Consider the following 11,946-nt stretch of genomic DNA (forward strand, 5'->3'; position numbering starts at 1 on the left):
CCTCATCGGAAGTCGCGCGATTGGTGTTGTACCCCCACACGCAGGTCTTCGAACCGGTCGGCGAGCAGGTTCGTCACCCCCTCGACCGACCGCTCCAGCATCCCTCGCACGATCAGCGCCGGAGCATCGCGCACCACCCGCCGATAGCGGTTCCACACGCCCACCGAGCAGATCACGTTCACCAGACCGTGTTCGTCTTCGAGGTTGAGGAAGGTGACTCCGGATGCCGTCGCCGGCCGCTGCCGATGCGTCACGAGTCCTGCCACCTCGACTCGCCGACCGGTCTCGTGGGTGCGCAGTTCGCGTGAGGTGATGACCGCCCGCGCGTCCAGCGCCGACCGGTAGTGGGTCATCGGATGGTCGTCGGTCGTGATGCCGGTCGCCCACAGGTCGGCCGCGAGCACCTCGTACGAAGACGGATCGGTGAACAGCGGGGGCTGCACCGACACCATCGAGTCCGGCAGGTACTCCGGTCGATCCTGCGCCGCCGAACCCGCGAGCCAGATGCCCTCGCGCCGGGTGAGCCCCAGGCACTCAAATGCGCCCGCCGTGGCGAGCGCCTCGACCTGCGCGGTGGTGATGCTCGTACGACGGACGAGGTCGCGAAGGTCGCGGAACTCCCCGTCCGCATCGCGGGCGGCGACGATGCGCTGAGCGACGGCCGCGCCGATGCCCTTCACCCCGGCAAGGCCCAGTCGCACGGCGAACCGTCCGTCGCGCCGGTGCGCCGCCGACTCGTCGGGAGCGGTGATGTCGAACAGGCCCACGGGCGGCTGCTGCCGGTGGGCGCAGGCGTCGAGCCCCGTCGGGCCGAGGCGTTTCGTCTCGGTCGCTGCGCTCCCTCGCTCAACGTCCGGGGGCTCGGCACCTGCGCCACCGGACGTTGAGCGAGCGGAGCGAGACGAAACCCCACCGCCCGGGGGCTGCAGCGGCTCGAGCACAGCCTCCACTCCCGACGCGTGCAGGTCGGGACGGCGCACCTCGACGCCGTGCCGACGGGCATCGCCCACGAGCGTCGCCGGCGAATAGAAGCCCATGGGCTGCGCGCGCAGCAGCCCGGCGAGGAACGCCGCCGGATAGTGCAGCTTGATCCACGACGACGCGTACACCAGCAGCCCGAACGACAGCGAGTGCGACTCCGCGAAACCGAAGTTCGCGAACGCCTGGATCTTGGCGTAGATCGCATCCGCCGCCTCGCCGACCAGGCCGTTGCCGGCCATCCCCTCGTACAGCTTCTCGCGCAGCGATTCGATGCGCTCGACCCCGCGCTTGGACCCCATCGCCCGCCGCAGCAGATCGGCGTCCTCACCCGTGCACTCCCCCACGGCCATCGCCATCTGCATCAGCTGCTCCTGGAACACCGGGATGCCGAGCGTGCGCTCGAGCACAGGCACCAGTTTCGGGTGGGCGTAGGTCACCTCCTCCTGCCCGAGCTTGCGACGGACGAACGGATGCACCGCCCCGCCCTGGATCGGCCCGGGCCGGATCAGGGCGATCTCGATCACCAGGTCGTAGAACCGCCGCGGCTGAAGGCGCGGCAGCAGCCCCATCTGCGCGCGCGATTCGACCTGGAAGACCCCGATCGAATCCGCCCGGCACAGCATGTCGTAGACCGCCTTCTCCTCCTTCGGCAGTGTCGACAGCTCCCACTCCTCCCCTGTCGAGGCGCGGATCATGTCGAAGCAGTACTGCAGCGCCGCCAGCATCCCCAGCCCCAGCAGGTCGAACTTCACCAGCCCCATCCAGGCGGCGTCGTCCTTGTCCCACTGGATGACGGTGCGGTTCTCCATGCGCGCATGCTCGATGGGCACCACTTCACCGACGGGCCGATCCGTGAGCACCATGCCCCCGGAGTGGATGCCGAGGTGCCGCGGCGCCTTCAGCAGCTCGGTGGCGAACTCGATCACCTGATCGGGGATGTCGTGATCCGCGCCGGTCTCGAGCTTCGCTCCCCACCCCTCCACCTGCTTCGACCAGGCGTCCTGCTGCCCCGGCGAGTGCCCGAGCGCCTTCGCCATGTCGCGGATGGCGTTCTTGGGCCGGTACTGGATCACGTTCGCCACCTGCGCCGCACGCTCGCGCCCGTAGGTCTGGTACACCCACTGGATGATCTCCTCGCGGCGATCCGAGTCGAAGTCCACGTCGATGTCGGGCTCTTCGTCGCGCAGGCTCGACAGGAACCGCTCGAACGGCAGGTCGTACGCGATCGCATCGACGGCGGTGATGTCGAGGAGGTAGCAGATGGCGCTGTTGGCCGCCGAACCCCGCCCCTGACACAGGATGCCGCGACGCCGCGCCTCTTGAACAATGCCGTGCACGATGAGGAAGTACCCGGGGAAGTCCTTCAGCTCGATGACCCCGAGCTCCTTCTCGATGCGCGCGCGGTTCTCGTCCGTGAGGTCGGGATACTTCCGCGGCACCGCCTCCCACACCAGATGCCGCAGCCACGACATCGGCGTGTGCCCGTCGGGCACCTTCTGCCGCGGCAACGCAGGCTTGGCGCGTCTGAGGGGGAACGCCAGCTCGTCGGCGAGCGCGACGGTGCGGGCGACGGCATCCGGATGCCGCGCGAAGCGCTCGGCCATCTCCGCACCCGAGCGCAGGTGCGCTCCGGCGTGCGCGGGCAGCCAGCCGTCGAGTTCGTCGAGCCCCCGGTTGGCGCGGACGGCGGCCACCGCGGCGGCCAGCAGCTGTCGGTCGGGGGCGGCGTAGTGGACGTTGTTGGTCGCCAGCAGCGGCAGCCGACGCTCCCGGGCGAGCCCGACCAGCACGTCGTTGTCGCGGGAGTCCAGCGGATTGCCGTGGTCGATCAGCTCGACGTGCACCGCGTCGCGCCCGAACCGCTCGACCAGACGGTCGAGTTCGCGCGCCGCCCCGTCCGGGCCCTCGCCTGTCAGCGCACGGCGGACGGCGCCCTTGCGGCATCCGGTCAGCACGGCCCAGTGATCCCGCCCCTGATCGGCCAGGTCGTCGAGGTGGTAGGCGGGTCGTCCCTTCTCGGCACCTGCCAGCTGAGCGCGGGTGAGGGCGGCGGCGAGCCGGTGATACCCCTCCTCCCCCCGCGCCAGCACGAGCAGGTGCGCGCCGACCGGGTCGGGCTCGCCGTTCTGCGGCGCCGGCAGCTCGAGCGACAGCTCCGCCCCGAACACCGTCTTCAGCTGCAGCGTCTCGGCCGCCTCGGCGAAGCGCACGATGCCGTAGAAGCCGTCGTGGTCGGTGATCGCCAGGGCGTGCAGCCCCAGCCGCTCCGCCTCTTCGGCGAGGTCTTCGGGCGAGGATGCCCCGTCCAGGAACGAGAATGACGAGTGGGCGTGCAGTTCGGCGTACGGAACGGTCTCGGTCGGACGCGGGATCTCTGGCGGAACGTACGCGCCGCGCTTGTGCGACCAGGCCGGGCTGTCGCCGCCGTCCGCGCCGGCGGGAGCACTGCCCGGCCGCCGCCGGTCGCTGAGGACGCGCTCCATCTCGGACCACGGCACACCGGGGTTGTTGAAGCCCATCAGTCGTACACCGCCTCGGCGTGCCAGGCTGGACCCTCGCACACCAGCAGCCACGCCGTGCCCTCGGTGTCGACGACCTGGAACCGGTGCGCGCGTCGTGCGCGCACGGCATCCCACCCCCGCTCGACCACCGGCCACGGCCCCGCCCACGCGTCGATGCCGAGCTGACGCCCGCCGACCCCCAGCTGCGCGGGAACCGCCGACAGCACGCCCCGCTCGTCGACGTCGACCGCGTAGCCGCCGAGCGAGGTCACCTCGACCGGCCGAGTGGGCGTGAACACCGTCGACGGCAGCGGATCCGGCAGCCGCCCCGGCCACGGCTGCTCCCGCTCGGCCGCCAGCCCCGCCCGGCCCTGCGGCGGGCGGTCCCCCCACGGCACGAGCACCTGCCGCTCGGCGAGCCAGCGCCCGCCGCCGACATCGGGGGTGAGCACGCCGCGATGACCCAGCATCGCCTGCACGCGCGACAGCGCATGGTGCACCCGCTCTTCGGGACCCGAGCCGAAGATCGCCGGCGCGTGGTGGGATGCCGCGTCCACGGCCTCGGGAGAGATGCGCACCAGCGCCACACCGCTGCGCAGCGCCGCGGACTCCTCGGCCAGCTGCCAGCGCACCCGGTCGACCACCGCCGACGCGTCGAACGACGCCGGATGCAGCCACACCCGCTCGCTGCGCTCCCCCCGGTCGCCGGTGAGCTCGACCCGCAGCTCGGTGCACACGAGGTCTTCGGCGCCCAGCCGGGCGATGAACTCCTCGGCGGCGATGCGCATGCCGAACGCGATCTGCTCGGCGATCTCGAGAGGCGGCTCGAACGCGACCTCGCGGTGCAGCTCGGGAGGCGGGGTGCGCGGCGTCACCGGCTGCGAGTCGCGTCCGCCCGCCAGCGCGTGCACGCGCACGCCGTGGGGCCCGAAGCGCTCGCGCACCCGATCGGTCTCCATCGCGGCGAACTGCCCGAGCGTCTGCACCCCCAGCCGGGCGAGGAGGCTCACCAGGTCGCCGCCGCCTCGTGCAGACCCCGAGGCCCGGCCGCGTGCCCCGGAACCTGCGCGGGCACCGGCACCGGCACCGGCGCCGGGGAGGTCGCCGACCAGCGACGACGCCGCCAGCGCCGACACCGGCAGCGGCGCGAGGAATCCGGCCGACGCCCCGGCCGGCACCACGAACACCGGCTCGGCAGGACTCGTGGCCGCCATCGCGGCCTGCTCGGCGGTGAAGGGCCCGTCGGCGACCGCCGCCCGCACGTGCGACAGCCCGTCGCCGCCGAGCACATCCCGCAGCAGCCGCGCCGCGCGCTCCTCGCCGCCGTAATAACGGGCGGGCCCGCGAGCCCGCAGCGCGCAGAGTCCGGGACGCACCACCTGCACCCCGGGTGCGTGCTCTTCGATGCGCGTCAGCACGGGCGCGAAGGCGCGATGGTCGCGCGCCTCGTCGGCGGGCACCACCGTCAGCCGCGGGCACCGCGCCTGCGCATCACGCCGCCGCTGCCCGCGCCGCACCCCCTCGGCGCGCGCGAGTGCCGAGCAGGCCACCACCAGATTGTTGGCCATGACCGCGAGCGGACGCTCGGCATCCGCTGCCCTGCCTTTCTCGCGCAGGTACGCCGTGACCGGCCAGTCGGGGAACCACAGCACCAGGCTGCGCTCGGGCGCCCGGGCCGCGTCGGGCGTCATCAGCCCACCGCCCTGATCTCGAACGGCGTGATCCGCGCGTCCTCGACGGGAGCGACGCCGATGCTGCCGTGCGCGGCGGGCAGCAGCACCTGCGTGCGCCGCGGCGTCGGCCAGCGCCGACTGGCGGACGAGACCGTCATGGTGCGCTCCGCCAGATAGCCGTGCCCGCGCCCGAGACCCTGCCACCGCACGTCGTCGACCGACAGCACCGCCTCGGCCTGTGGCCAGGGGCCGTCCACGAGCAGCACCGCACCGCGGTCGCGAAGCCGCGCCGCCAGTCGCGCGACCTCGCCGTCGGGAACGCGTCCGCGCGGACGCACCGCGACCACCGTCAGCACTTCGGCCACCGTCGCGGTGACGGCCAGCCATCGCTGCCCGGGCTCGGGGATGAGCACCAGCCGTGACAGGTCGACCCCCAGGGCCGCGGCCGCCTCGACGCCGAGTTGCGGCATCCCCACCGCCCCGCACCACGAACCGGTCTGCGACGGCTGGGCGAGCAGCCCCAGCAGCAGCGACGACGAGCCCGAGACCGAGTAGGCGGCGCCTGGCTTGAGTCCGCCGCCGGGCAGCAGCGACGCCAGCGCGGGATGCACCGGCAGCACCGGCGCGTCCAGACGACGGCCCTGCACGCGCTCCAGCTGAGCGCGCAGTCGACGGACCTCGTCGCCCGCCGTGCGCTCGGTGGTCGCGCGCTGCATGCTCGCCCTCATTCCGACATTGTAGAACGTATGTTCTAGTCTTTCAATGTCGGTTCAGACGCTACGCCGGGGTTCGGACATCGCCAGCGGGCTTTACTGCACGAATGTTCGATGATACGCGCTGAGCGCGGTGGCTCGCCCGTCGGCCTCCGGGCAGGCGCAACGACAGCGCGTCAAGCGGCGGTGGCGTCTCGAGCGGGCGTCAGGCAGCGAGCGCCAGGTACGGCTCCCAGCGCGGGTCGCTGCGCTCGGTGCCGCGCACCGTCCACTGCGCTCCTCGCGGCGGCCGCGGGATGAGACGCAGCTCCCACTCCATCTCCTGCGGGGTGCGATCGCCCTTGACGTTGTTGCAGCGCAGGCAGCACGCCACGAGGTTCTCCCACGAGTCGGCGCCGCCACGCGATCGCGGCAGCACGTGGTCGATCGTCGAGGCCGCCTTGCCGCAGTACGCGCAACGGTGCGCGTCACGCCGCAGCACCCCTCGGCGGGTGACCGGCACGTGGCGCACCCCCGGCACCCGCACGTAGCGGGTCAGGACGATCACCGCCGGTCTGTCGTAGGTGTATCTGGTTCCCCAGACCGGTTCGCCTTCGATGCATTCCACGACCGTGGCCTTGTCGTTCATCACGAGCACGAGCGCTCGCTTGAAAGACACCACGGCGAGCGGCTCATAGCCCGCATTGAGCACCAGTGTGCGCATTCCCCATCCTCTCGAACGGCCGGGACGGCTTCCCGGTGATTCGACTTTTGACGCGCGATCGAGGACGAAGGGCATGAAAAAAGGCGCTGTCTACAGACAGCGCCTCGGCGCGTGCGGCAGGCCGCAGCATCCGCTCAGGCAATGCCGAAGGACGTGGCGCCCAAGCGCATCCATGGTTCGGATGCGTGGTGTGCAGTCCATCGGCTTCCTCCGCTTCTTTCAAGCGTCCGTCTCAGGGTAATGCACGACGACGCGCCCGGGGTCATCGCCTTCCTGAACGCCCGGTGGCGTGTCGACGAACGACGGGGCGAGCTGAAGGGCCTATTCGCCGTCCGCAGCGTCCACCGCGCCGAAGGCCTCAGGGGCGAGCGGCTCCCGGTCTTCGACCACGCCGACGGTCGATGTCGTCGCACCGTCGGCGACGCGCAGCTGTGCCGCCTCGAGCGCGCGGTCGATGGCGATGTCGATATCGGATCCGGGTCGAACCACTTCGTCGTCCGTTGACATGATGCCTCCCACGGCCAGGGTACCGAGAGCAGCGGCGGAAACCCTAAGGGTAAGTGATCACTGCGACGCTCTCACTGAGCTGTTCGCGTTCACCGTCGCCGACCTCTTCGGCCGGGAACCTGAAGGTGCCCGCTTCGATGCGCGTGCCGCTCGGAAGCACCGTGCCGAGACCCAGCCCGGCACCGCATCCCATCTGCTCCCATTCCTGATCGCGAATGTGGATGAGGCAGAGCGTGTCCCCCTCGTCCCCGCGGGCGAGATACAGCTCCGCTCCTTCGACGTCCCCGACGTACCGCGTGCTCTCCACATCTACGCCTTCGTGCGCGGACGTGTCGCGGATGACGTCGCGGTCAGTCTGCTCCGCTTGGAACTCGGGCAGCGTCGTCGCGGTGCATCCCGCCAACAGCCCGAGCAGGGGCAGAACCAGCAACACCTTCGCCGATGACCGCATCCCGCCAAAATACCGGGTGCAGCTCTAACGGTGACCGCGACAGCGGGCGGAGCAGCATCTTGCCTCACCCCACGACGAAAAAGAGAGCGGATGCTGCGAGGTGCAGCATCCGCTCTCTTGAAAGCCGTGTCAGCCGGCGTTGTTGACCAGCCAGGCCCACGGGTCGACGACACCGCCGTTGATGTGGACCTCGAAGTGGAGGTGGCACGCGGTCGAGCTGCCCGTGCTGCCGACGACGCCGATCTGCTGGCCGGCCGAAACGGTCTGGCCAGAGGCGACGAGGCGGCTGCCGTACGTCATGTGGCCGTACAGGGTGTTGACCTGCTGACCGCCGATGACGTGGTCGATGGTGACGGCGACGCCGTACCCGCCGTAGCCCTCCTGCGAGATGCGCACGACGCCGTCAGCGGCCGCGTAGAGCGGCTGACCGCAAGGCGCGAGCAGGTCGACACCCTGGTGGTAGCCGGAGTCCCACAGGCCGCGGCCCTTGGTGAAGTTCTGCAGCGGCCAGCGGACGGCACCCGAGCCGGCGGCGACCGAGGTCTCGGCCGACGTCGTGCTGAGTTCGCTGACGTCGACGGTCGTGCCGGTCGAGGCGGCAGCGGCCGCTTCCTGTGCGGCACGAGCGCGCTCGGCGGCAGCCTTGGCAGCCGCTTCCTTCGCCTTCTTCTTGTCGATCTCCTCCTGCGTGGTGGCGGAGTAGCTCTCGCGAGAGAGCTGCGTCGACTCGGCGTCGGAAGCCACGACGAGCGACTGCGCGTCGTCGATGGCGACCTGCTGGAGGGTCATGGCCACCTCTTCGGTGGGCCGGAACGCACCGTAGGCGGGAAGGGCGACGGTGGCGATGAGACCGCCGACCATCGTCAGGATGGCGAGGCTGCGCAGCGGCTTGATCGCGCGCTTGGCGTCGACGCGCTTGACCGGACGGACCGGGGCGACAGCGGTGCGAGCGGCGACGACGGGAGCGGGACGGGTGGCCGGCGTGCGTCGTCCGCGCGCTCTACGAGTCACACCTGTCGCGTCGGACGGGGACTCGCTTGCGGGCGTATGGATCTCTTCGGTCAAACTATCCTCCGGCGCCTCGATGCGCCGGGGCGCTGGCTCGTCGGCACTCGATGTTCGGGGCACGTTGTGCGGGTTCCCACCACAGACGACGAGCCGGCGAGGCTATCAGGGTGGGGTCCGGTCGGCGGGCTTCTCGCCTGTCGGACGTTCCGAGGCTACCGGAAGGTAACGAATATGTCACGCTCCGGCCCTGGCAGAACCCTGGGCATGTCTGCCACGCGGGCGCGCGAAAGCCGGATGAGCGACGGAATCAGCGCTGTGCGTCGACGAGGAAGATGTGCGAAGCGACCTCGACGGGCAGCTCCAGGCCCTCGAAATCACCCTCCATCTGCACCAGCACGTAACCCTCGTTGTAGCGGTAGTCGCCGGTCGCGCCGGGAATGACCCCGGCCGCCTTCAGCTGCTGCAGCAGCTCGGGGTCGACCTGCGCGGGCTCGGCCAGCCGGCGCACGGTGCCCGAGATCGGGCCGCCCTCGGCGTTCAGCTTCTTCACGAGTCCGATGACGCCCTGCTCGAACTGGTTGGCCGGAACATCGCCCAGCTGATCGAGGCCCGGGATGGGGTTGCCGTACGGCGACTCCGTCGGGTGGCCGAGGAGCTCGACCAGACGCCGCTCGACCTGCTCGCTCATGACGTGCTCCCACCGGCACGCTTCTTCGTGCACGTACGCCCAGTCCAGCCCGATCACATCCGACAGCAGACGCTCGGCCAGGCGGTGCTTGCGCATCACATCGACGGCCTTCTGCCGCCCGGCGTCGGTGAGCTGCAGGCTGCGGTCGTCCGATACGACGACGAGCCCGTCGCGCTCCATGCGCCCCACCGTCTGCGACACGGTCGGTCCGGAGTGACCGAGCCGCTCCGAGATGCGCGCACGCAGAGGAATGATGTTCTCCTCCTCGAGTTCGAGGATGGTGCGCAGGTACATCTCGGTGGTGTCGATCAGGTCGGTCATGGGGGCGTCCTCGCTTCGCAGAAATCCGCTCCCAGCCTAGCCTTCGCGGGGTGCGCGCCGACCTGCGGCGACGCGTCACGACAGGTCACACGCACCGGTCCGGCGAGCGCACCTCTCTAGAATCGACGCATGTCCCACGTCGTGCTGCCCCGTGAAATCCTCCCCACCGACGGACGCTTCGGATGCGGCCCCTCGAAGGTGCGCGCGACGCAGCTCGAGGCGCTGCTCGGTCGCGGCGCCTCGATCCTCGGGACCTCGCACCGCCAGGCGCCGGTGAAGGACCTCGTCGGCAGCGTCCGTGCACACCTGGCAGATCTGTTCCGACTCCCCGACGGCTACGAGATCATCCTCGGCAACGGCGGCTCGACCGCCTTCTGGGATGCCGCGGCGTTCGGTCTCATCGAGAAGCGCAGCCAGAACCTGGTCTTCGGAGAGTTCGGCGGCAAGTTCGCCGCCGCGGCGGCAGCCCCGTGGCTGGACGCCCCGGACGTCCGCAAAGCCGAGCCGGGCACCCGCGCGGTGGCCGAGCCGGTCGCGGGCGTGGACGTCTACGCCTACCCGCACAACGAGACCTCGACGGGCGTCTCGGCCCCCATCGAGCGCGTGGCCGGCGATGACGGCGCGCTCACCGTGATCGACGCGACGAGCGCCGCGGGCGGCATCGACTTCTCGGCCGCCGAGGCGGACGTCTATTACTTCGCACCGCAGAAGAACCTCGGCTCGGACGGCGGCCTGTGGTTCGCGGCGGTCTCGCCCGCCGCCATCGAGCGCATCGAGCGCATCGCCGCCTCGGGTCGCTACATCCCCGAGTTCCTGAGCCTCAAGAACGCCGTCGACAACTCGCGGCTCAATCAGACGCTCAACACTCCGGCCCTGGCGACGCTGTTCCTCCTCGACGACCAGCTGGAGTGGATCCTCGGCAACGGCGGGCTCGTGTGGGCAGACGCGCGCACACGAGAATCGTCGGGCGCTCTCTACGCGTGGGCCGAGGCCTCGTCGGTGGCGACGCCGTTCGTGACGAACCCCGCCGACCGCTCTCCGGTCGTGGTGACGATCGACTTCGACGAATCCGTGGATGCCGCAGCGATCGCCCGCAGCCTTCGCGCGAACGGCATCGTCGACACCGAGCCCTACCGCAAGCTCGGGCGCAACCAGCTGCGCATCGCGACGTTCGTCTCGATCGAGCCCGACGACGTGCGTCAGCTGATCCGCTGCATCGACTTCACGCTCGAGAACAGCTGAGCGCGGCGGCGCCGGCGGTCAGTCGTCGGAGTCGTCCTCGTCCGAGTCGTCGGAATCGTCCTCGTCGAAGTCGTCGTCCGACTCGTCGTCGTCCCCGCCGGAGTCGTCGGAGTCGTCATCGTCATCCGACTCGTCGTCGTCATCCGACTCGTCGTCGTCGTCATCCGACTCGTCATCATCGTCATCGGACTCGTCGTCGTCATCCGACTCGGCGTCGTCCGCGAGCTCGTCGATGTCGACACCGTCGACGTCGCCGGCGTGCAGGATCGGCGACCCGTCCGCGTCGAAGTCGCCCTCATCCATGTCGTCCACGTCGTCGAACTCACCGGCATCCGCTTCGGTGTCGGCCTCGTCGCCGGCCTCGGCCTGCGCGGCCTGCGCGGCCTGATAGTCGGCGAGCCGCTCGGCCCACGGCACCCAGTCCGGTGCGAGCAGAGCGCCGTCGCCGGGCAGCAGCTCGACCTCGAGCACCGTCGGCTCTTCACTCTCGACGCGCGCGAGGCTCACGGTCCAGTACCAGCCGGGGTAGCCGCCGAGTCGGTTCTCGAAGCGCAGCGAGACGACGCCGTCCTCTTCGAGACGGTAGCCGGCGGGCGCGCCGATGGTGGCGTCGGGGGTGATGTCCTTCAGCGCAGCGAGCGCGAGGTCACGCGCCTCGATGAGAGCGGGGTCGGGCTCAGGCGTCGAGTTCATCGGCGACCTTGCGCAGCACGGCCGCGACCTTCTTGGCGTGCCCGCCGCTGGGGTAGCGACCGCGGCGCAGGTCTCCGCCGATGCCGTCGAGCAGCTTCACGAGGTCTTCGACGATGATCGCCATGTCGTCTGCGGGCTTGCGCGAGCGCTTCGACAGGCTCACCGGCGCCTCGAGGATCCGCACCGACAGCGCCTGGAGTCCGCGCTTGCCGTCGGCGACGCCGAACTCGACCCGCGTGCCCTGCTTCGGAGCCGGGGCTCCGGCGGGCAGGGCGGTGGCGTGCAGGAAGACATCCTGGCCGTCATCGGCGGCGATGAACCCGAAGCCCTTGTCCTCGTCGTAGAACCTGACCTTGCCGGTGGGCATGCGCGAAACCTCTGTGTGTCTGAGCCCGCTGAGCGGGCATGGCCGAACAGGGGCGTGCGATCCCCCGCCCACCAGACTACGCCAGGTGTCCGCCCGCG

Annotated in this window: 11 protein-coding genes; 2 read left to right on the top strand and 9 right to left on the bottom strand. The window is 70.7% G+C overall.

Going from position 1 to position 11,946, the window contains the following annotated elements:
* Positions 1–2 precede the first annotated feature (2 nt).
* From Q9S36_RS08435 to Q9S36_RS08450, 4 genes are all read right to left on the bottom strand, one after another.
* Positions 3–3,500, bottom strand: coding sequence for an error-prone DNA polymerase (locus Q9S36_RS08435; RefSeq protein WP_311284730.1), 3,498 nt, complete (start codon positions 3,498–3,500; stop codon positions 3–5).
* The gene (locus Q9S36_RS08440; protein WP_311284731.1) at positions 3,500–5,173 is read right to left on the bottom strand and encodes a DNA polymerase Y family protein; all 1,674 of its coding nucleotides are present in this window, start codon (positions 5,171–5,173) and stop codon (positions 3,500–3,502) included. The genes Q9S36_RS08435 and Q9S36_RS08440 overlap by 1 nt, the downstream gene beginning before the upstream one ends.
* Positions 5,173–5,883: a hypothetical protein gene (locus Q9S36_RS08445; protein ID WP_251450666.1), complete on the bottom strand. Its 711-nt coding sequence runs from the start codon at positions 5,881–5,883 to the stop codon at positions 5,173–5,175. Before Q9S36_RS08445 ends, Q9S36_RS08440 begins: the two co-directional genes overlap by 1 nt.
* Positions 5,884–6,073: 190 nt before the next feature.
* Entirely contained in the window at positions 6,074–6,571 is a 498-nt protein-coding gene (locus Q9S36_RS08450) for an HNH endonuclease (RefSeq protein ID WP_251450668.1), read from the bottom strand.
* Between the two features lie 240 nt (positions 6,572–6,811).
* Between Q9S36_RS08450 and Q9S36_RS08455 the strand changes: the two genes are divergently transcribed.
* Positions 6,812–7,075, top strand: coding sequence for a hypothetical protein (locus tag Q9S36_RS08455; RefSeq protein WP_311284732.1), 264 nt, complete (start codon positions 6,812–6,814; stop codon positions 7,073–7,075).
* A 46-nt stretch (positions 7,076–7,121) separates the two neighbouring features.
* Here the strand turns inward: Q9S36_RS08455 and Q9S36_RS08460 are convergent, their stop codons facing one another.
* The 3 genes from Q9S36_RS08460 to Q9S36_RS08470 all read right to left on the bottom strand — a co-directional run bounded on the left by Q9S36_RS08460 (position 7,122) and on the right by Q9S36_RS08470 (position 9,546).
* Complete coding sequence (locus tag Q9S36_RS08460; RefSeq protein WP_311284733.1) at positions 7,122–7,529, bottom strand: hypothetical protein; 408 nt, start codon at positions 7,527–7,529, stop codon at positions 7,122–7,124.
* A 129-nt stretch (positions 7,530–7,658) separates the two neighbouring features.
* Complete coding sequence (locus tag Q9S36_RS08465) at positions 7,659–8,540, bottom strand: M23 family metallopeptidase (RefSeq protein WP_311284734.1); 882 nt, start codon at positions 8,538–8,540, stop codon at positions 7,659–7,661.
* Positions 8,541–8,844: 304 nt separating this feature from the next.
* Positions 8,845–9,546, bottom strand: coding sequence for a metal-dependent transcriptional regulator (locus Q9S36_RS08470; protein WP_311284735.1), 702 nt, complete (start codon positions 9,544–9,546; stop codon positions 8,845–8,847).
* A gap of 129 nt (positions 9,547–9,675) precedes the next feature.
* Between Q9S36_RS08470 and serC the strand changes: the two genes are divergently transcribed.
* Positions 9,676–10,788 (top strand): phosphoserine transaminase, encoded by a 1,113-nt coding sequence (gene serC / locus Q9S36_RS08475; protein WP_311284736.1) that lies wholly within the window; start codon positions 9,676–9,678, stop codon positions 10,786–10,788.
* 18 nt (positions 10,789–10,806) lie between these two features.
* On the opposite strand, the gene Q9S36_RS08480 is transcribed toward serC, so the two are convergent.
* Both Q9S36_RS08480 and Q9S36_RS08485 read right to left on the bottom strand, forming a co-directional pair.
* Entirely contained in the window at positions 10,807–11,481 is a 675-nt protein-coding gene (locus Q9S36_RS08480) for a DUF3027 domain-containing protein (protein ID WP_311284737.1), read from the bottom strand.
* The gene (locus Q9S36_RS08485) at positions 11,465–11,848 is read right to left on the bottom strand and encodes a cold-shock protein (protein WP_251450679.1); all 384 of its coding nucleotides are present in this window, start codon (positions 11,846–11,848) and stop codon (positions 11,465–11,467) included. Before Q9S36_RS08485 ends, Q9S36_RS08480 begins: the two co-directional genes overlap by 17 nt.
* Between the last annotated feature and the right edge of the window lie 98 nt (positions 11,849–11,946).

Source organism: Microbacterium sp. ARD31 (genome assembly GCF_031844425.1).